Here is a 19,337-nt window from a genome sequence, read left to right on the forward strand (position 1 = left end):
CAGGCCCTAGTATCGCGCATACCTAACAGGTATACATGGCCCCTGACCGGTGTACGAGGGTGTACAGGGAGGAACCTATGCGGTGGATCCACGCCGCCGGTAGGGGCCTTCTCGTCCTGGTGGTGCTCCTGACCGGCTACGTCGCCTCGGGCGCCCGCGCCGACGTGGGTGCCGGGAGCGGGCGCGGGCCGCTCACGCTGGCCACCGCCGGTGACCTCACCGGCTACCTCGGCCCGCTGCTGGAGGGCTGGAACCGCGACCATCCCGGCGAGAAGGTCACCCTCGTCGAACTGCCCGACTCCGCCGACGAGACCCGCGCGCAGATGGCCACCGACCTGCGCGACGGCGACCGGCACCGCTTCGACGTCCTCAACATCGACGTCAACTGGACCTCCGAGTTCGCCGCCGCGGGCTGGATACGCCCGCTGCCCCGCGACCGCTTCCCGCTCGGCACCTTCCTGCCGCCGGTCGTCGACACCGCGACCTACGACGGGCGGCTGTACGCCGTCCCGTACGTCACCAACGCCGGCCTTCTCCTCTACCGCAAGGACGTCCTCGCGGCGGAGGGCGTCCCGCCGCCGCGCACCTGGGCCGAGCTGGAGCGGTACGCCGGGACCCTTGCCCCGAAGCACGGGCTCGACGGCTACGCGGGGCAGTTCCTGCCCTACGAGGGCCTCACCGTCAACGCGGCCGAGGCCGTGTACTCGGCCGGCGGCAGCATCCTCGGCGACGAGGGCGAACGCGTCACCGTGGACTCGGCGGCGGCCCGCGAGGGCATCGGGTTCCTGGCCCGCGGAGTGCGCGAGGGCTGGATACCCACAGACGCGCTGACCTACAAGGAGGAGGAGTCCAAGCAGGCCTTCCAGGACGGCCGCCTGCTCTTCCTGCGCAACTGGCCCTACGCCTACGTGGGCGCCTCCGCCGAGGACTCGAAGATCGCCGGGAAGGTCGGCGCGGTGCCGCTGCCCGGCCCCGACGGGCCCGGAGCGAGTGTCCTGGGCGGCTCCAACCTCGCCGTCGGCACCCACGCCCGGCACCCTGATACGGCCGCGCGCCTCATCGCGTACCTGACCAGCGAGCGTGTCCAGCGCCAGGTCCTCACGCGCGGCGCGCTGCCGCCCGTACGGGCCGACCTCTACGAGGACCCCCGGCTCGTCGAGGCGTTCCCGTATCTGCCGACCCTGCGCGAGAGCGTGCTCGCCGCCGCCCCGCGCCCCAAGAGCCCGCGCTACGACCAGGTCAGCCTGGCCGTGCAGGCGGTCGTGCACGACGCGATGACCGGGCGGCAGACGCCCGAGGCGGCGGTGCGCCGGCTGGCGCGGGAACTGGCCGCGATCTCCCACCGCTGAGCTTCGCCGGGCTTCCTAGTTACGTGTTAGGTAACGCCAGCGTCTCATCTGTGCTCTTCACGTACCGTTAAGTCCTGATATTCCCGCCCAACCGGCCAGTAGCTTCTGTTTCTTTCGTTGACACCCGCGCGACACCGCTACCTAACATGCATGCACAACGGCAGCGGCTCTCGACAGACGGGTCCATGAGTGAACAGGCACCACTGGTGGCGTGACGCGGTGATCTACCAGGTCTACGTCCGCAGCTTTCTCGACAGCACCGGCGACGGGGTCGGCGATCTCGCCGGGGTCCGGGCCGGACTGCCGTATCTGCGCAAGCTCGGCGTGGACGGGATCTGGCTGAGCCCCTTCTACCCGTCGCCGCAGCACGACCACGGCTACGACGTCGCCGACTACCGCGATGTAGACCCGCTCTTCGGCGACCTCGACGAGTTCGACGCGCTGGTCGCCGCGGCCCGGCGCCTCGGCGTCCGGGTGCTGCTGGACATCGTCCCCAACCACTGCTCCAGCGAGCACCCGTGGTTCCGCGAGGCCCTCGCCGCCGGGCCCGGCAGCCCGGCCCGCGCCCGCTTCCACTTCGCCGACGGCCGCGGCCCGGACGGCGACCAGCCGCCCAACAACTGGCACGCCATGTTCGGCGGCCCGGCCTGGACCCGCGTGACGGAGCCCGACGGCCGGCCCGGCCAGTGGTACCTGCACATGTTCACGCCCGAGCAGCCGGACTGGAACTGGCGCACCCCCGAGGTCGCCGCCGAGTTCGACCGGATCCTCCGCTTCTGGCTGGACCGCGGGGTCGACGGCTTCCGCATCGACGTCGCCGCCGGCCTCTACAAGCACCCCGACCTGCCGGACTCCCCGGACCCGGAGGCCGACGCCCGCACCCGCGACTCGGTCAACCCGCTCGCCTGGAACCAGCCCGAGGTGCACGACGTGTGGCGCCAGTGGCGCGCGGTGTGCGAGGAGTACGCCGACCGCGACGGCCGCGAACGCCTCCTGGTCGGCGAGGTGTCCGTCCCGTCGGCCCGCGAACACGCGCGCTACGTCCGCCCCGACGAACTCCACCAGGCCTTCTTCTTCGACCTGCTCGGCGCCCCCTGGGACCCCGACGCGTTCCGCAAGGTCATCTCCGAGGCCATGCAGGACATCGCCGGGACCGGCTCCACGGTCACCTGGGTCCTCAACAACCACGACCAGGTCCGCACCGTCACCCGCTACGGCGGCCCCGCCACCGACGGCAGCGGACTCGGCACCGCCCGCGCCCGCGCCGCCGCCCTGCTGATGCTGGCGCTGCCCGGGGCCGCGTACATCTACCAGGGCGAGGAACTGGGTCTGCCCGAGGTCGTCGACCTGCCCGACGACGTGCTCACCGACCCGATCTTCCACCGCACCGGCAGCCGGGCCCGGGTCCGCGACGGCTGCCGGGTGCCGCTGCCCTGGTCGGGACAGGCGTCCCCGTTCGGCTTCACCTCGGGTGACGGGAGCGCCAAGCCCTGGCTGCCGCAGCCGGAGTACTTCGCCGAGTACGCCACCGACCGCGCCCTCGCCGACACCCGTTCCTTCTGGCACCTCTACCGCGACGGCCTCCAGCTCCGGGGCGACCTGCCCCAGCTGGGGGAGGGCACCCTGCGCTGGCTGGACTCCCCGCCCGGCGTCCTCGCGTTCGTCCGCGGCGACGGACTGGTCTGCGCCGTCAACTTCGGCACCGCCCCGACGCCCGCGCCGGTCCCCGGCACCCCGCTGCTGAGCAGCGGCCCCTGCCCGGCCGGCGCGTTGCCCGGCTCCACCGCCGCCTGGTGGATCGCCGACCTCTGACCTCGCTCCGCCCACCCCTCGAAGGGACATCAACGATGATGCGACGACGTTCCACCCTGCTCACCGGCTGCACCGCCCTCGTACTCGCCCTCGGCGCGACCGCCTGCGGCGGCGGCGGACCCGTCTCGGCCGGCGGCGGGGACAAGGCGCTCAGCGGCCAGTCCGTCACGGTCGCCGGTGTCTGGTCCGGCACCGAACAGGAGAACTTCCAGAAGGTGCTGGACGCCTTCACCGAGAAGACCGGCGCCAAGACCTCGTTCGTCTCCACCGGCGACAACGTCTCCACCGTCGTCGGCAGCAAGATCGAGGGCGGCAACGCCCCCGACGTCGTGATGGTCCCGCAGGTCGGCGTGGTCCAGCAGTTCGCCGCGAAGGGCTGGCTGAAGCCGCTGTCCAAGACGGCCCAGCAGTCCGTGGACAGCAACTTCGCCGACGTCTGGAAGTCGTACGGCAGCGTCGACGGCACCCTCTACGGCCTCTACTTCAAGGCCGCGCACAAGTCGACCGTCTGGTACAGCCCCGACGCCCTCGCCCAGGCCGGGGTCGAGCCGCCGAAGACCTACGACGAGATGCTGAAGGCCGGGCAGACCGTCTCCGACTCCGGGCTCGCCGCCTTCTCGGTCGCCGGGCAGGACGGGTGGACGCTGACCGACTGGTTCGAGAACGTCTACCTCTCCCAGGCGGGACCGGAGAAGTACGACGCCCTGGCCGCCCACGAACTGAAGTGGACCGACGCCAGCGTGGTCGAGGCGCTCACCACCCTCGGCAAGCTCTTCAAGGACGAGCAGCTCGTCCAGGGCGGCCAGAAGGGCGCCCTGAACACCGACTTCCCGGGCTCCGTGGAGAAGGTCTTCGGCCCGAAGCCCGCGGCCGGCATGGTCTACGAGGGCGACTTCGTCGCCGGGGTGGCCAGGGACCAGTTCGGCAAGGAGATCGGCAAGGACGCCGACTTCTTCCCGTTCCCCGCGGTCGCCGGCGGTGAGGCGCCGGTGGTCAGCGGCGGTGACGCGGCCGTCGTCCTCAAGGACGGCAAGAACCCCAAGGCCGCAGCGGCGCTCCTGGAGTACCTCGCGACGCCGGAGGCCGCGGCCGTCTGGGCCGAGGCGGGCGGCTTCCTCTCCCCGAACAAGAAGCTCGACCTCGCCTCCTACGGCGACGACGTCAGCAGGGCGACCGCCAAGTCCCTGGTGGGCGCCGGGGACTCGGTCCGCTTCGACATGTCCGACCAGGCACCGGCGGCCTTCGGCGGCACCAAGGGCACGGGCGAGTGGAAGATCCTCCAGGACTTCCTGCGCGACCCGTCCGACCCGAAGGCCACCGCCGCGCAGCTGGAGGCCGCGGCGGCCAAGGCCTACAAGGGCTGACCGGTCATGACCTCGACCCTGGTGAAAGAGGCGAGCCCGCCCACCGCCCCCGGACCGGCGCCGCTGCGGCGCCCCCGGCGGCGCCGGGCGGCCGTCGCCCTGCTCTTCGTCCTCCCCGCGCTGCTCCTGCTCGGCGCGCTCGTCGTCTACCCCGTGCTGTTCTCCGTCGGCCGCAGCTTCTTCGACGCCTCGGGGACGCGCTTCGTGGGCGGCGAGAACTACACCGAGATGTTCCGCGACCCGGCCACCCTCAAGGCCATCCGCAACACCGCGATCTGGGTCGTGATCGCACCCACGCTGCTGACCGGCCTCGGCCTGATCCTCGCCGTCCTGGTCGAGAAGGTCCGCTGGGCCACCGCCTTCAAGCTGCTGCTCTTCATGCCGATGGCGGTGTCCTTCCTCGCCGCCGGCATCATCTTCCGGCTGGCCTACGACCACGACCCGGACAAGGGCGTCCTCAACGCCGCCGTGACCGGCGTCCACGACGCCTTCGCCGACACCGCCTCCTACCCGGCCGCGCGGGCGCGCGAAGGGCAGGACGGCGGCCTGGTCAAGGCGGCGGACGGCGCGTACCGGACGAGTGCCGGGGTGTCCCCCGGCGACACCGTGGCGCTCGGCCTCGTGGGGGTGCTGCCCGACGACCTGCCGTCCGGCGCGCAGCCCGCGTACGGCGCGGCCGGGCGCGAGGCGGCGTCCGGTGAGGTGAGCGGTGTCGTCTACCTGGACTTCACGCCCGGTGGGGGAGGGGAGCAGGGCAGGGTGGACCGGCGCGAGAGCGGGCTGCCCGGAATGACGGTCGAGGCCGTGCGTGACGGACGGACGGTCGCCACCGCGACCACCGCGTCCGACGGCTCCTTCCGCTTCGAGTCGCTGGCCGACGGCTCGTACGCCGTCCAGCTGCCCGCCTCGAACTTCGCGCCGCCCTACGAGGGCGTCTCCTGGCTCGGGCCCGCGCTGGTCACGCCCGCGATCATCGGGGCGTACCTGTGGATCTGGACCGGGTTCGCGATGGTGCTGATCGGCGCCGGCCTGTCGTCACTGCCGCGCGACGCGCTGGAGGCGGCGCGGATGGACGGCGCGAACGAGTGGCAGATCTTCCGGCGGATCACCGTGCCCCTGCTGGCACCGGTGCTCACGGTCGTCTTCATCACCCTCGTCATCAACGTGATGAAGGTCTTCGACCTCGTCTACATCATCGCGCCCGGGCCGGTGCAGGAGGACGCGACGGTGCTCGCGACGCAGATGTGGCTCGTGTCGTTCGGCGGCGGCAACAACCAGGGGCTCGGCAGCGCGCTGGGCGTACTGCTCCTGCTGCTCGTCGTCCCGGCCATGGTCTTCAACGTCCGCCGTTTCAAGAGGAGTCAGCGATGAGGAGTCAGCGATGAACGCCGTCCGGCGGTATCTGGGCAACGGAGTCGTCCAGGCCTTCCTCGTGCTCGTCGGTCTCGTGTGGATGACGCCGCTGGCCGGGCTCTTCCTCTCCTCTCTCCGGTCGGCCGAGGAGACGGCGGAGGGCGGCTGGTGGACGGCGCTGGCCAGTCCCGGGCAGCTGTCCCTCGACAACTACTCGGCGCTGCTGGGCAACTCGGGCATCACCCAGGCATTCTGGAACACGGTGCTGATCTCCGTGCCGACGACGGTGCTCGTCGTGGTCGTCGGGGCGCTCGCCGGGTACGCCTTCGCCTGGCTGGACTTCCCGGGGCGCGAGGCGATCTTCCTGATCGTCGTGGCGCTGCTGGTGGTGCCCGTGCAGATCGGGCTGCTGCCGGTCGCCAAGCTCTTCGGGCAGCTGGGGCTGTTCGGGACCATCCCGGGCGTGGTGCTGTTCCACGTGGCGTACGGGCTGCCGTTCGCGGTGTTCCTGCTGCGGAACTACTTCGCCGAGATGCCCAAGGAGATGCTGGAGGCCGCCCGCATGGACGGCGGCACCGAGTGGCGGATCTTCATCCGCCTGGTGCTGCCGGTGGGTCGGCCGGCCATCGCCAGCCTCGCCATCTTCCAGTTCCTGTGGGTGTGGAACGACATGCTGGTGGCGCTGCTGTTCGCGGACAGCTCGGCGCAGCCGCTGACCGTGGAACTCCAGTCGCAGATCCGGCAGTTCGGAAGCAACATCGACGTCCTGGCGCCGGGGGCCTTCCTGTCGCTCGTCGTGCCGGTGGTCGTGTTCTTCGCCTTCCAGCGGCACTTCGTGCAGGGGGTCATGGCGGGGTCGGTGAAGTGAGGGGCGGGGCGGATTCCTCCGCCCCGCCCCTCCAACGCCGGACGGGCCGGCTTACGCCGACGCCGGCGGGTACAGCGACCTCGGCAGCTGCGACGCCGCCGCCGAGTCCAGCAGCCACAGCGTGCGGGCGCGGCCCTTCGCGCCGGCTGCCGGGGCCTGGATCTCGCCCGCGCCCGACAGGGCCATCGCGACCGCGTTCGCCTTGTCCTCGCCCGCCGCGAGCAGCCACACCTCACGGGCCGCGCGGATCGCGGGCAGGGTGAGCGAGACGCGGGTGGGCGGCGGCTTGGGGGAGCCGTGGACGCCGATCACCGTGCGCTCCGTCTCCCGCACGCCCGGGTGCTCCGGGAACAGGGAGGCGACGTGCGTGTCCGGGCCGACGCCCAGCAGCAGGACGTCGAAGGACGGCACCGCGGCGTGGTTCTCGGGGACGGACGCCTCGGCCAGCTCCCGCGCGTACGCCGCCGCGGCGGCCTCCGCGTCGTCGCCGTGCGGGCCGTCGGACGCCGGCATCGCGTGCACCCGCTTCGGGTCCAGCGGCACCGAGTCCAGCAGCGCCTGGCGCGCCTGGGTGACATTGCGCTCCGGGTCGCCCTCGGGCAGGAAGCGCTCGTCGCCCCACCACAGGTCGAGACGGCTCCAGTCGATCGCGTCCCGGGCCGGGGACCCGGCGAGCGCCGCGAGCAGGCCGTTGCCGTTGCGCCCGCCGGTGAGGACCACGGACGCGCCGCCCCGGGAGGTCTGCGCGTCCACGATCTTCGTGATGAGGCGGGCCGCGGCCGCCTCGGCCATCAGCTCCTTGTCGCGGTGCACGACCAGCTGAGGGGTCTCGCTCACTTCGCCGCCGCCTTCCTCACCGGTGTCGTCTCCTGCGCCGCGTCCTTCGCGCGGGCCTTCGCGACCGTTTCGACGGGAGCGGCGACCGCGACGGCGCCCTCCCGGCCGTCGGATCCTCCTTCGGCCGGGGCGTTCAGCCGCTCCACCCCGTAGCGCAGCGCCGAGGCGTAGGTGTCGTCCGGGTCGAGGCGCCGCAGCTCCTCCGCGATCAGCTCGGCCGTGTCGCGGCGCTTGAGCGCCACCGCGCGGGACGGCTGGCCCTGGATCGACAGGTTCGCGAGCGACCCGTCGGCCCGGTCCAGGACGACCGGACCGCAGTCGGTGTCCATCCGGACCGCCGTCAGACCCGGGCCGCTCGACGCGGACCGCTTCACCGGCACGTCCAGCCGGTCCGCCAGCCACATCGCCAGCAGCTCGCAGCTCGGGTTGAACTCCTCGCCCTCCACCTCGACCGCCTGCACCCGGCAGTCGACCTGGTCCAGGGCCGCCGCCAGCATCGAGCGCCACGGCGTGATGCGGGTCCAGGACAGATCGGTGTCGCCCGGCGCGTAGGCGTCGGCACGGGCCGCCAGCTCCCGGACCGGCTCCTCGCAGGCGTAGGTGTCGGTGACCCGGCGCTGGGCGAGGGCGCCGAGCGGGTCCCGGGCCGGGTCCAGCGGCGCGTTCACCGGCCACCACACCACGACCGGCGCGTCCGGCAGCAGCAGCGGCAGGACCACCGACTGGGCGTGGTCGACGACGTCGCCGTACAGCCGCAGCACGATCGTCTCGCCGGTGCCCGCGTCGGCGCCGAGGCGCACCTCGGCGTCCAGCCGGGACCTGGTGCGGTCCCGGGGTGAGCGCGAGACGCGCTTGATGACGACGAGCGTGCGCGAGGGGTGCTCGTGCGCGGCGTCGCTAGCCGCCTTCAGCGCGTCGTAGGCGTTCTCCTCGTCGGTGACGATGACCAGCGTCAGCACCATGCCGATGGCCGGGGTGCCGATGGCCCGGCGGCCGAGGACCAACGCCTTGTTGATCTTGCTGGCCGTGGTGTCCGTGAGGTCCGTCTTCATGGGCGGCGCCAGCTCCGTCCGTCTCGCTCCAGCATGTCGTCGGCCTCGACGGGGCCCCAGGTGCCGGCCGGATACTGGGCCGGCGTGCCGTGCCGGTCCCAGTACACCTCGATCGGGTCGAGGATCTTCCAGGACAGCTCGACCTCCTCCGTGCGCGGGAAGAGGTTCGCGTCGCCGAGCAGCACGTCCAGGATGAGGCGCTCGTACGCCTCCGGGCTGGACTCCGTGAAGGACTCGCCGTACGCGAAGTCCATGGACACGTCCCGGATCTCCATCGACGTGCCCGGCACCTTGGAGCCGAACCGGACCGTGACGCCCTCGTCGGGCTGGACGCGGATGACGATCGCGTTCGAGCCCAGCTCCTCGGTGGCCGTCGTGTCGAAGGGGGAGTGCGGGGCGCGCTGGAAGACGACCGCGATCTCGGTGACCCGGCGGCCGAGGCGCTTGCCGGTGCGCAGGTAGAAGGGGACGCCCGCCCAGCGGCGGTTGTCGATGCCGACCTTGATCGCGGCGTAGGTGTCGGTCTTCGACTTGGGGTCGATGCCCTCTTCCTCCAGGTAGCCGACGGCCTTCGCGCCGCCCTGCCACCCGGCCGCGTACTGCGCGTGCACGGTGTCCCGGCCCAGGTCCTTGGGGAGCCGGACCGCGCCGAGCACCTTGGTCTTCTCGGCGGCCAGCGCGTCCGCGTCGAAGGAGGCGGGCTCCTCCATGGCGGTCAGCGCGAGCAGCTGGAGGAGGTGGTTCTGGATGACGTCGCGGGCGGCGCCGATGCCGTCGTAGTAGCCGGCGCGGCCGCCGATGCCGATGTCCTCGGCCATCGTGATCTGCACGTGGTCCACGTACGACCGGTTCCAGATCGGCTCGAACATCGTGTTGGCGAACCGCAGCGCCAGGATGTTCTGGACCGTCTCCTTGCCCAGGTAGTGGTCGATGCGGAAGACCTGGTCGGAGCCGAAGACCTCGTGGACGATCGCGTTCAGTTCCTCGGCCGACTTCAGGTCGTGGCCGAACGGCTTCTCGATCACCGCGCGGCGCCAGGAGCCGCTGGACTGGTCGGCCAGCCCGTGCTTCTTCAGCTGCTGGATGACGACCGGGAAGGACTTCGGCGGCACCGAGAGGTAGAAGGCGAAGTTGCCGCCCGTCCCCTGTGCCTTGTCCAGCTCCTCGATGGTGCCGCGCAGCCGCTCGAAGGCGTCGTCGTCGTCGAAGGTGCCCTGGACGAAGCGCATCCCCTGGATGAGCTGCTGCCAGACCTCCTCGCGGAACGGCGTACGGGAGTGTTCCTTGACGGCGTCGTGCACGACCTGGGCGAAGTCCTCGTGCTCCCAGTCGCGGCGGGCGAATCCGACGAGCGAGAAGCCCGGCGGCAGCAGACCCCGGTTGGCGAGGTCGTACACGGCGGGCATGAGCTTCTTGCGGGAGAGGTCGCCGGTGACGCCGAAGATGACCAGACCCGACGGCCCCGCGATACGCGGGAGCCGTCGGTCTGCGGGGTCACGCAGCGGGTTGCTGCTTGACAATTCTCAGCCCTTCGAGGGAGCGAGGCGCTTGAGCTCCGCCTCCGTGGACTTGAGCAGGTCGTTCCAGGACGCCTCGAACTTCTCGACGCCCTCGTCCTCCAGGAGCTGGACCACCTCGTCGTAGGAGATCCCGAGCTTCTCGACCGCGTCGAGGTCGGCACGGGCCTGCTCGTAGGTGCCGGCGACGGTGTCGCCGGTGACCTCGCCGTGGTCCTCGGCGGCCAGCAGGGTGGCCTCCGGCATGGTGTTGACCGTGTTCGGCGCGACCAGGTCGGTGACGTACATGGTGTCGCTGTACGCCTTGTCCTTCACGCCGGTCGACGCCCACAGCGGACGCTGCTTGTTGGCGCCGGCCTTCTCCAGGGCCGCCCAGCGGTCGGTGGAGAACAGCTCCTCGTACGCCTCGTAGGCGAGGCGGGCGTTGGCGACGGCGGCCTTGCCGCGCGCGGCCTTGGCCTCGTCGGTGCCGAGCGCGTCGATCCGCTTGTCGATCTCGGTGTCCACGCGGGACACGAAGAAGGACGCCACGGAGTGGATCCGCGAGAGGTCCAGGCCGCGCTCCTTGGCCTTCTCCAGGCCGGTCTGGAAGGCGTCCATGACCTTGCGGTAGCGCTCCAGCGAGAAGATCAGCGTGACGTTGACGCTGATGCCCAGACCGATGGTCTCGGCGATGGCCGGCAGGCCCGCCTCGGTGGCCGGGATCTTGATGAAGGTGTTCGGCCGGTCCACCAGCCAGGCCAGCTGCTTGGCCTCGGCCACCGTCGCGTGGGTGTTGTGCGCCAGGCGCGGGTCCACCTCGATGGAGACCCGGCCGTCCTTGCCGCCGGTGGCGTCGAAGACGGGGCGCAGGATGTCGGCGGCGTCGCGGACGTCCGCCGTGGTGATCATGCGGATGGCCTCTTCCACCGTGACCCCGCGCACCGCGAGGTCGGCGAGCTGCTGGTCGTAGCCGTCGCCCTGCGAGATCGCCTTCTGGAAGATCGACGGGTTGGTGGTGACGCCCACGACGTGCTGCTGGTCGATCAGCTCGGCGAGGTTGCCGGACGTGATCCGCTTGCGGGACAGGTCGTCCAGCCAGATCGCCACGCCTTCATCGGAGAGGCGCTTGAGTGCGTCTGTCATGGAAATTGCATCTCCTACGTGTCGTATACGGGCGTCAGCGCCGGGCCGCGGCGAGGGATTCCCGCGCGGCGTCGGCCACGTTCTCGGCGGTGAAGCCGAACTCCTTGAAGAGCACCTTGCCGTCGGCCGAGGCACCGAAGTGCTCCAGCGAGACGATGCGGCCGGCGTCTCCCACGTACTTGTGCCACGTCAGGCCGATACCGGCCTCGACCGCGACACGGGCACGCACGGACGGGGGCAGGACGCTGTCCCGGTACCCCTGGTCCTGCTGCTCGAACCACTCGACGGACGGCATCGACACCACGCGCGTGGGCACACCGTCGGCCTGGAGCCGCTCGCGCGCCTCCACGGCGACGTGCACCTCGGAGCCGGTGGCGATGAGCACGACCTCGGCGTCGCCCCCGTCGGCCTCGAACAAGACGTAGCCGCCCTTGGCCGCGTCGTCGTTGGGCTCGTACGTCGGCACGCCCTGGCGGGTCAGCGCCAGGCCGTGCGGCTGGCCCTTGCCGAACTCCTTCGTCCAGCGGCGCAGGATCTCGCGCCAGGCGATCGCCGTCTCGTTGGCGTCCGCCGGACGGACCACGTTCAGACCCGGGATGGCGCGCAGCGAGGCCAGGTGCTCGACCGGCTGGTGGGTCGGGCCGTCCTCGCCGAGACCGATGGAGTCGTGCGTCCAGACGTACGTCACCGGCAGGTGCATCAGCGCCGACAGCCGGACGGCGTTGCGCATGTAGTCGGAGAAGACCAGGAACGTTCCGCCGTAGATGCGGGTGTTGCCGTGCAGCGCGATGCCGTTCATCTCCGCGGCCATCGCGTGCTCGCGGATGCCGAAGTGGATGGTGCGGCCGTACGGGTCCGCCTCGGGCAGCGGGTTGCCCGCCGGGAGGAAGGAGGACGTCTTGTCGATCGTTGTGTTGTTCGAGCCGGCCAGGTCGGCCGAGCCGCCCCACAGCTCGGGCACGAACGCGCCGAGCGCCTGGAGTACCTTGCCGGACGCGGCGCGGGTGGCGACGCCCTTGCCCGTCTCGAAGACCGGGATCTTCTCCTCCCAGCCCTTGGGCAGCTCACCCTTGGCGACACGCTCGTACTCGGCGGCGCGGTCGGGGTTGTTGTCCCGCCACTGCTGGAAGGCCTTCTCCCACACGGCACGGGCCGCCCGGCCGCGCTCCAGGGCGCCGCGGGTGTGCTCGATGACCTCGTCGGAGACCTCGAAGGACTTCTCCGGGTCGAAGCCCAGGACGCGCTTGGTGGCCGCGACCTCCTCGTCGCCGAGCGCCGAGCCGTGCGCCGCCTCGGTGTTCTGCGCGTTGGGGGCGGGCCAGGCGATGATCGAGCGCATGGCGATGAAGGACGGCCGGTCGGTGACCTTCTTCGCCGCCTCGATGGCGTCGTAGAGCGCGTTCGGGTCCAGGTCCCCGTCCGGCTTCGGGGCGACGCGCTGCACGTGCCAGCCGTACGCCTCGTAGCGCTTGCAGGTGTCCTCGGAGACGGCGGTCTCGGTGTCGCCCTCGATCGAGATGTGGTTGTCGTCCCACAGCAGGACCAGGTTGCCGAGCTTCTGGTGGCCGGCGAGGGAGGACGCCTCGGCGGAGATGCCCTCCTGGAGGCAGCCGTCACCGGCGATGCAGTAGACGAAGTGGTCGAACGGGGAGGTGCCCTCGGCGGCCTCCGGGTCGAACAGACCGCGCTCGTAGCGGGCGGCCATCGCCATGCCCACCGCGTTGGCGACACCCTGGCCCAGCGGGCCGGTCGTCGTCTCCACGCCCGTGGTGTGCCCGTACTCCGGGTGCCCGGGGGTCTTGGAGCCCCAGGTGCGGAAGGCCTCCAGGTCCGCCAGCTCCAGGCCGAAGCCGGCCAGGTACAGCTGGGTGTAGAGGGTCAGGGACGAGTGGCCGGCGGACAGCACGAAGCGGTCGCGTCCGACCCAGTCCGCGTCGGCGGGGTCGTGCCGCATCACCTTCTGGAAGAGGGTGTAGGCGGCGGGCGCCAGGCTCATCGCCGTACCCGGATGGCCGTTGCCAACCTTCTGTACGGCATCGGCGGCCAGGACGCGGGCGGTGTCCACGGCCCGCTGGTCCAGTTCGGTCCACTCGAGGTCTGTGGTGGTCGGCTTGGTGCTCACCCTGAGTCAGGGCTCCTCTCCACATGTCGGATGCCGGTGCACGTGGGCGCCCACCGGCTGCCGGCGCGTCCGTGAGATCGGCCGGCCGCTGTCGAGCCTACCCCCGTAAGTACGTGCGTTTTTCCGCTGGAATCCAGACTGCCGGGACTCTTCTCGATCCGCCTGTCGACTGGGCGAAACCGCATTCGGCATGTGAATACGGCGCCGCTCATCTGACTGCTCAATCGACTCTCCGAACGCACGTCGGAGCACCCCTTCCAACACGACCCCACCCCCGCGAAGGCCGAGGTATGGGCAACGTCTAAAGTGGCGTGGTACGCGCGAGCCTTTACCGCCACTTCACACGGTCGGGCTTGCTGGGATGTCTCTGTCAGGGGTGTGCGTGACGGCCGTTGAATCCCGTCCTGCGGGGGTAATCGGGACGAGCCAGAGCCCGAGTCACCGGCCGTTCGGGGCCCGTGTCAAGGCGTTCGTGGCGCTGACCAAGCCGCGGATCATCGAGCTTCTGCTGATCACCACGGTTCCGGTGATGTTCCTCGCCGAACAGGGTGTTCCGGATCTGGGGCTGGTGCTGCTGACCTGCGTCGGCGGTTACCTCTCGGCCGGCGGCGCGAACGCGCTGAACATGTACATCGACCGCGACATCGACGCGTTGATGGACCGCACCTCGCAGCGCCCCCTGGTGACCGGCATGGTCAGCCCGGTGGAATGCCTGGTCTTCGGCATCACCCTGGCCGTCGTCTCCACCCTGCTGTTCGGCCTCACCGTCAACTGGCTGTCGGCCTGGCTCTCGCTCGGCGCGCTCCTCTTCTACGTGGTCGTCTACACGATGATCCTCAAGCGCCGCACCTCGCAGAACATCGTCTGGGGCGGCATCGCCGGCTGCCTGCCGGTGCTCATCGGCTGGTCGGCCGTGACCAACTCGATGTCCTGGGCGCCGATCATCCTCTTCGGGGTGATGTTCTTCTGGACGCCGCCGCACTACTGGCCGCTGTCCATGAAGGTCAAGGAGGACTACGCGCGCGTGGGCGTGCCGATGCTCCCGGTCATCGCCTCCAACAAGGTGGTCGCACGGCAGATCGTCATCTACAGCTGGGTGATGGTCGTGGTGTCGCTGCTGCTGACCCCGCTGGGCTACACCGGCTGGTTCTACACGGCCGTAGCCCTGCTGGCGGGCGGCATGTGGCTGTGGGAGGCGCACGGGCTGCAGAACCGTGCCAAGGCCGAGGTCACGGGCGGCAAGCTCAAGGAGATGCGGCTCTTCCACTGGTCCATCACCTACGTGTCGGTGCTGTTCCTCGCGATCGCGGTGGACCCCTTCCTGCGCTGAGGCCCCCGGGGGCCGTGTCCGACGGGCGGGGTGCGTGGCCAAGGCCACGCACCCCGCCCGTCGCCGTTCGATCTACCCGTCGGTAGCATCCTGCTCATGGCAGACACGCAGCAGGTGGACACGCAGCAGGGGGACCCGAAGGCCGACCGGCGCGCCGAGCGCCGGGTGGCGCGCCTCGCCCGGTCGATCAACTCCTTCTCCAAGGCGCACGGCGGCGCCGAGGCCCAGGTGGCCTACCTCGGTGAGCGCGGCGCCCGGATCGTCCTCGTGGGCGAGGACGGTGCCTGGGGAGACCTGGTCGCGCGCTCCCACGAGACGGCCCGGCAGGCCGTGGAGAAGTCCGGACTCACCGTCCACGAGGACTTCGACGGCGAGTTCGCCGCGAAGGTGACGACGGGCCGCTACGAGTGGTCGCGCATGGCCGGCATCCAGGTCGGCGGCCCGAGCAACACCTGAGACCGGGTTCACCCGTTAGGACCGTAGGAAGCCGTACGGCGCACGAGCCGCGACGGCCCGCGGTCCCGTCACGGGGGAGTCCGGATGATCGAAACGCCGTCCCTGGTGGACCAGTACTGCCACGGCGTCCTGCGAACGGAGCTGGGCCTCGGCACCTTCGAGGCCCAGCTGGCCCGCACCGAGGGTCCGCCCGCGCCGGGCACCACCCTCTTCGACACCCAGACCGGCTTCGCGGTACGCCGCTGGTGCCCGCCCCTGCTCGGCCTGGAACCGCACTGCCCGCCCGCCCGCTACCTGGCCCGGCGCCGGGAGCTGGGCGTCATGGAGGCCGACCGCAGGCTGCTGCGCGGCAGCGGCATCACGACGTACCTGGTGGACGCGGGGCTGCCCGGCGACCTGACCGGACCGGGGGAGATGGCCTCCGCGGCCGACGCCGACACCCACGAGATCGTGCGCCTCGAACTGCTGGCCGAACAGGTCGCCGACACCTCCGGCACCGTCGAGTCCTTCCTCGCCAACCTCGCCGAGGCGGTGCACGGGGCCGCCGCGGGCGCGGTCGCCTTCACCTCGGTCGCGGGCGTACGGCACGGACTCGCGCTCGCCCCCGAACCGCCCGGCCCCGGCGAGGTGCGCGGGGCCGCCGGGCGCTGGCTGAGCGGGCGCGAGGTGGGCGGGGAACTGAGCGACCCGGTACTGCTGCGGCACCTGCTGTGGATCGCCGTCGCCTCCGGACTGCCGCTCCAGCTGCACGCGGGCCTCGGCGAGCCGGGCCTGCGCATCGACCGCACCGACCCGGTCCTGCTCACGGACTTCGTCCGGGCCACCGCGGGCCTCGGCACCGACCTGGTCCTCCTGCACGGCTACCCGTACCACCGCCACGCCGCCCACCTGGCGGGCGTCTTCCCGCACGTCTACGCCGATTCCGGCGCCGCGCTGGTGCGCACCGGCGCCCGCGCCGCGACGGTCCTCGCGGAGATCCTGGAGCTGGCCCCCTTCGGCAAGATCCTGTTCTCCAGCGGCGCCCAGGGCCTGCCCGAGCTGCACGTGGTGGCCGCCCGCCTGTTCCGCGAGGCCCTCGGCCGGGTGCTGGGCACCTGGGTGGCCGAGGGGGCGTGGTGCCTGGGGGACGCGCAGCGGGTGGCCGCCATGATCGCGTCGGGGAACGCGGGCCGGGTCTACGGACTGGAGGCGGCCCTGCCGAGCCCCGTCAGGCCCGGGTGAGCGTCGCCTCCGCCGCGGGACCCGGCACCCCGGCCTCCGTCCCGTCGGCACGCTCGCGCACCGCCAGCAGCACCCGCAGCACCGCGATCCACACCAGGCACGAGCCGAGCATGTGCAGCCCGACCAGGACCTCGGGCAGGTCGGTGAAGTACTGGACGTAGCCGATGACGCCCTGGGCGAGCAGCACCAGGAAGAGGTCACGGGTACGGGACAGCGGGCCCCTGGGCGCGTCGACCGCCTTCAGCACGAACCACAGGGCGAACGTCAGCGTCACCACGATCCACGCCAGGACGGCGTGCGCTTTGCTCACCGTCTCCCAGTCGACCGGCATCCGCGCGACCTCGCTGGAGTCGCCCGCGTGCGGACCGGCGCCGGTGACGACCGTGCCGACCGCGATCAGCAGCACGGAGACGACGGTCAGCACCCACACCATCTGCTGCACGGGCTTGCCGACCAGGGGCCGCGGTGCCGCGTCGCCCTCCCGGGTGCGCTGCCACATCACGGTGGCGACCGCGATCAGCGCGCTGGACAGCAGGAAGTGCGCGGCGACCGTGTACGGGTTGAGACCGACCAGGACCACGATGCCGCCGAGGATCGCGTTGCCCATCACGATCCAGAACTGCGCCCAGCCCAGCCGGGTCAGCGAGCGCCGGAACGGCTTCTGCGACCGCGCGGCGATGATCGCCCAGCCGACCGCCGCGCACAGCACGTATGTCAGCATGCGGTTGCCGAACTCGATGACGCCGTGGACGCCCATCTCGCTGGTGTTGGTCAGCGAGTCCTCGGTGCACTTCGGCCAGGTCGGGCAGCCGAGGCCCGAGCCGGTCAGGCGCACCGCGCCGCCGGTGACCACGATGACCACCGACATGATCAGGGCGACGAGAGCCGCCCGCCGGACGGTCCGGGGATCCGGGGTCCAGCGCGCGGCGATGAAGGCGAGCGGGTTGCGCGCGGCGGCTACGGCGTCGGCGCGGGTCACGTTTGGCACGCCGTCCATCGTAGGGGTCCGCTTGTGCACGCTTTCACGAGGGTCGGTCCCGGGCACGCTGCCCTACTCCCAGCGGAAGAACTTCCCGGCGGCCGCGAGTCCCGCGACCGCCCACACGGCGAGGACCGCCAGGTTCCCCCACGGCATCCCGGCACCGTGCTGGAGCACGTCGCGCAGCCCGTCCGACAGGGCGGAGATGGGCAGCAGCCCCAGCGCGTCCTGCGCGGCGTCCGGGAACCTGTCCAGCGGCACGATCACCCCGCCGCCCACGAGCAGCAGCAGGAAGACCAGGTTGGCGGCGGCCAGCGTGGCCTCCGCCTTCAGCGTGCCCGCCATGAGCAGCCCGAGCCCGGAGAAGGCGGCCGTGCCGGCGACCAGGAGCAGCAGCACGGCCACCGGGTTGCCGTGCGGCGACCAGCCCAGCGCGAAGGCGATCACCGTCAGCAGGACGATCTGGAGCACCTCGGTGACCAGCACCGACACGGTCTTCGCGGCCATCAGGGCCCAGCGGGGCAGCGGCGACGCGGCCAGCCGCTTCAGCACCCCGTACCGGCGCTCGAAGCCGGTGGCGATGGCCTGTCCGGTGAACGCCGTGGACATGACGGCGAGGGCGAGCACGCCGGGTGCGAGGAAGTCGACCGCCTCCCCGGTGCCGGTGTCGACGATGTCCACGGTGCTGAACAGGACGAGCAGCAGCGTCGGGATGACCACCGTCAGCAGCAGCTGCTCGCCGTTGCGCAGCAGCATCCTCGTCTCCAGCGCCGCCTGCGCCGCGATCATCCGTCCGAGGGGCGCGGCACCGGGCTTCGGTGCGTACGTACCGGTCGTGGTCACCCGCGCAACTCCTTGCCGGTCAGCTCCAGAAAGACGTCCTCCAGGGTGTGCCGCTCCACCGAGATGCGGTCCGGCATCACCCCGTGCTGGGCGCACCAGGAGGTCACCGTCGCCAGCAGCTGCGGGTCGACCTTGCCGACGACGCGGTAGGAGCCCGGCGTCAGCTCCGCCGCCGCCGAGTCCGGGGGCAGCGCCTTGAGCAGGGAGGCCACGTCCAGTCCCGGCCGGCCGGTGAACCGCAGGGTGTTCTCGGCGCCGCCGCGGCACAGCTGCTCGGGCGATCCCTGGGCGATGACCCGGCCCGCGTCGATGATGGCGACGTCGTCGGCCAGCTGCTCGGCCTCGTCCATGTGGTGGGTGGTGAGGATGACGGAGACGCCGTCGCCGCGCAGGTCCCGCACCAGGTCCCAGGTGGCGCGGCGGGCCTGGGGGTCCAGCCCGGCCGTCGGCTCGTCCAGGAACACCAGCTCCGGACGCCCGACCACCGCCATCGCCAGGGCGAGCCGCTGCTGCTGCCCGCCGGAGAGCCTGCGGTACGTGGTCCGGCCGCACGACCCCAGGCCGAGCCGCTCGATCAGCGCGTCGACGTCCAGCGGGTGGGCGTGCAGTCTCGCGACGTGGCGCAGCATCTCGTCGGCCCGGGCGCCGGAGTAGACGCCGCCGGACTGGAGCATCACCCCGATCCGGGGCCGCAGCTCGGCGCCCTGCCTGACCGGGTCGAGGCCCAGGACGCGCACCGTCCCGGAGTCCGGCCTGCGGTATCCCTCACAGGTCTCGACGGTCGTCGACTTGCCCGCTCCGTTGGGGCCGAGTACGGCGGTGACGCCCGCCCCGGCCACCAGGTCCAGGCCGTCCACCGCGGTCTTCGTGCCGTACCGCTTCACCAGGGCCTGCACCTGGACCACGGGCTCGCTTCGCATGGGTCACGAGTCTAGGGAGACGGCGCGGCGCCCGGGCGCGGGGGGTGCAGCGCGGCGGGGAGGGGCGTCGGGCCCGCCATCGCGTCGGGGAGCCAGGTGTGCAGCGGGAACTGCGCCGACTTGCCCGCCACACCGGCCAGGAGCAGCAGGGCGATCAGCGTCGGATTGTCGAGGGAACCGTTCGCGACG

Annotated in this window: 16 protein-coding genes and 1 pseudogene; 8 read left to right on the forward strand and 9 right to left on the reverse strand. The window is 71.6% G+C overall.

Translation table 11 applies throughout. From position 1 onward, the window contains the following. The first annotated feature begins 77 nt into the window (after positions 1–77). The 5 genes from DMH12_RS17780 (at position 78) to DMH12_RS17800 (ending at position 6,746) form a co-directional block, all read left to right on the forward strand. On the forward strand, positions 78–1,349 hold the full coding sequence (locus DMH12_RS17780) for an ABC transporter substrate-binding protein (RefSeq protein ID WP_125492565.1): 1,272 nt from the start codon (positions 78–80) through the stop codon (positions 1,347–1,349). 189 nt (positions 1,350–1,538) lie between these two features. Next, on the forward strand, positions 1,539–3,161 hold the full coding sequence (locus tag DMH12_RS17785; RefSeq protein WP_125492566.1) for a glycoside hydrolase family 13 protein: 1,623 nt from the start codon (positions 1,539–1,541) through the stop codon (positions 3,159–3,161). Positions 3,162–3,196: 35 nt separating this feature from the next. After that, positions 3,197–4,525 (forward strand): ABC transporter substrate-binding protein, encoded by a 1,329-nt coding sequence (locus tag DMH12_RS17790; RefSeq protein ID WP_125492567.1) that lies wholly within the window; start codon positions 3,197–3,199, stop codon positions 4,523–4,525. Between the two features lie 6 nt (positions 4,526–4,531). Then, entirely contained in the window at positions 4,532–5,896 is a 1,365-nt protein-coding gene (locus DMH12_RS17795; protein ID WP_125492568.1) for an ABC transporter permease subunit, read from the forward strand. 10 nt (positions 5,897–5,906) lie between these two features. Further along, positions 5,907–6,746 (forward strand): carbohydrate ABC transporter permease, encoded by an 840-nt coding sequence (locus DMH12_RS17800; RefSeq protein ID WP_125492569.1) that lies wholly within the window; start codon positions 5,907–5,909, stop codon positions 6,744–6,746. Positions 6,747–6,797: 51 nt separating this feature from the next. Here DMH12_RS17800 and pgl read toward each other — a convergent pair whose 3' ends face one another. From pgl to tkt, 5 genes are read right to left on the reverse strand one after another with little or no spacing between them, the layout of a single operon-like run. Beyond that, positions 6,798–7,583: a 6-phosphogluconolactonase gene (pgl, locus tag DMH12_RS17805; protein ID WP_125492570.1), complete on the reverse strand. Its 786-nt coding sequence runs from the start codon at positions 7,581–7,583 to the stop codon at positions 6,798–6,800. Beyond that, positions 7,580–8,635, reverse strand: a complete 1,056-nt coding sequence (gene opcA, locus DMH12_RS17810) for a glucose-6-phosphate dehydrogenase assembly protein OpcA (RefSeq protein ID WP_125492571.1) — start codon at positions 8,633–8,635, stop codon at positions 7,580–7,582. The genes pgl and opcA overlap by 4 nt, the downstream gene beginning before the upstream one ends. Beyond that, a complete protein-coding gene (zwf, locus tag DMH12_RS17815) occupies positions 8,632–10,155 on the reverse strand; it encodes a glucose-6-phosphate dehydrogenase (protein WP_125492572.1) in 1,524 nt (507 codons plus the stop codon). Before zwf ends, opcA begins: the two co-directional genes overlap by 4 nt. Positions 10,156–10,158: 3 nt before the next feature. Continuing rightward, positions 10,159–11,277 (reverse strand): transaldolase, encoded by a 1,119-nt coding sequence (gene tal, locus DMH12_RS17820; RefSeq protein WP_125492573.1) that lies wholly within the window; start codon positions 11,275–11,277, stop codon positions 10,159–10,161. Positions 11,278–11,311: 34 nt separating this feature from the next. Further along, positions 11,312–13,399: a transketolase gene (tkt, locus tag DMH12_RS17825; RefSeq protein ID WP_125492574.1), complete on the reverse strand. Its 2,088-nt coding sequence runs from the start codon at positions 13,397–13,399 to the stop codon at positions 11,312–11,314. Positions 13,400–13,760: 361 nt separating this feature from the next. Here tkt and DMH12_RS17835 point away from each other — a divergent pair, with 361 nt between their 5' ends. From DMH12_RS17835 to DMH12_RS17845, 3 genes are all read left to right on the forward strand, one after another. Next, on the forward strand, positions 13,761–14,729 hold the full coding sequence (locus tag DMH12_RS17835; protein ID WP_373462942.1) for a heme o synthase: 969 nt from the start codon (positions 13,761–13,763) through the stop codon (positions 14,727–14,729). Between the two features lie 96 nt (positions 14,730–14,825). Further along, complete coding sequence (locus tag DMH12_RS17840; RefSeq protein WP_185832381.1) at positions 14,826–15,185, forward strand: hypothetical protein; 360 nt, start codon at positions 14,826–14,828, stop codon at positions 15,183–15,185. Between the two features lie 84 nt (positions 15,186–15,269). Beyond that, positions 15,270–16,406, forward strand: coding sequence for an amidohydrolase family protein (locus DMH12_RS17845; RefSeq protein WP_125492576.1), 1,137 nt, complete (start codon positions 15,270–15,272; stop codon positions 16,404–16,406). On the opposite strand, the gene DMH12_RS17850 is transcribed toward DMH12_RS17845, so the two are convergent. The 4 genes and pseudogenes from DMH12_RS17850 to DMH12_RS17865 form a co-directional block, all read right to left on the reverse strand. Further along, complete coding sequence (locus DMH12_RS17850) at positions 16,393–17,403, reverse strand: heme A synthase (RefSeq protein WP_125492577.1); 1,011 nt, start codon at positions 17,401–17,403, stop codon at positions 16,393–16,395. The genes DMH12_RS17845 and DMH12_RS17850 overlap by 14 nt on opposite strands. Before the next feature lie 54 nt (positions 17,404–17,457). After that, positions 17,458–18,174, reverse strand: coding sequence for an ABC transporter permease (locus tag DMH12_RS17855; protein WP_260474244.1), 717 nt, complete (start codon positions 18,172–18,174; stop codon positions 17,458–17,460). Positions 18,175–18,224: 50 nt separating this feature from the next. Next, entirely contained in the window at positions 18,225–19,148 is a 924-nt protein-coding gene (locus DMH12_RS17860; protein WP_125492579.1) for an ABC transporter ATP-binding protein, read from the reverse strand. 44 nt (positions 19,149–19,192) lie between these two features. After that, positions 19,193–19,337 (reverse strand): annotated as a pseudogene (locus DMH12_RS17865) (proton-conducting transporter membrane subunit); the annotation flags it as partial.

Source organism: Streptomyces sp. WAC 04229 (assembly GCF_003947455.1).
Taxonomy (GTDB): Bacteria; Actinomycetota; Actinomycetes; order Streptomycetales; family Streptomycetaceae; genus Streptomyces.

Bases quoted from the DNA above. Each gene is read 5' to 3' on its own strand.
- DMH12_RS17780 (WP_125492565.1), top strand. From the start codon at position 78: ATGCGGTGGATCCACGCCGCCGGTAGGGGCCTTCTCGTCCTGGTGGTG.
- DMH12_RS17790 (WP_125492567.1), top strand. From the start codon at position 3,197: ATGATGCGACGACGTTCCACCCTGCTCACCGGCTGCACCGCCCTCGTA.
- DMH12_RS17795 (WP_125492568.1), top strand. From the start codon at position 4,532: ATGACCTCGACCCTGGTGAAAGAGGCGAGCCCGCCCACCGCCCCCGGA.
- DMH12_RS17800 (WP_125492569.1), top strand. From the start codon at position 5,907: ATGAACGCCGTCCGGCGGTATCTGGGCAACGGAGTCGTCCAGGCCTTC.
- opcA (WP_125492571.1), bottom strand. From the start codon at position 8,635: ATGAAGACGGACCTCACGGACACCACGGCCAGCAAGATCAACAAGGCG.
- tal (WP_125492573.1), bottom strand. From the start codon at position 11,277: ATGACAGACGCACTCAAGCGCCTCTCCGATGAAGGCGTGGCGATCTGG.
- DMH12_RS17835 (WP_373462942.1), top strand. From the start codon at position 13,761: ATGTCTCTGTCAGGGGTGTGCGTGACGGCCGTTGAATCCCGTCCTGCG.
- DMH12_RS17840 (WP_185832381.1), top strand. From the start codon at position 14,826: ATGGCAGACACGCAGCAGGTGGACACGCAGCAGGGGGACCCGAAGGCC.
- DMH12_RS17845 (WP_125492576.1), top strand. From the start codon at position 15,270: ATGATCGAAACGCCGTCCCTGGTGGACCAGTACTGCCACGGCGTCCTG.
- DMH12_RS17850 (WP_125492577.1), bottom strand. From the start codon at position 17,403: ATGGACGGCGTGCCAAACGTGACCCGCGCCGACGCCGTAGCCGCCGCG.
- DMH12_RS17855 (WP_260474244.1), bottom strand. From the start codon at position 18,174: ATGATCGCGGCGCAGGCGGCGCTGGAGACGAGGATGCTGCTGCGCAAC.
- DMH12_RS17860 (WP_125492579.1), bottom strand. From the start codon at position 19,148: ATGCGAAGCGAGCCCGTGGTCCAGGTGCAGGCCCTGGTGAAGCGGTAC.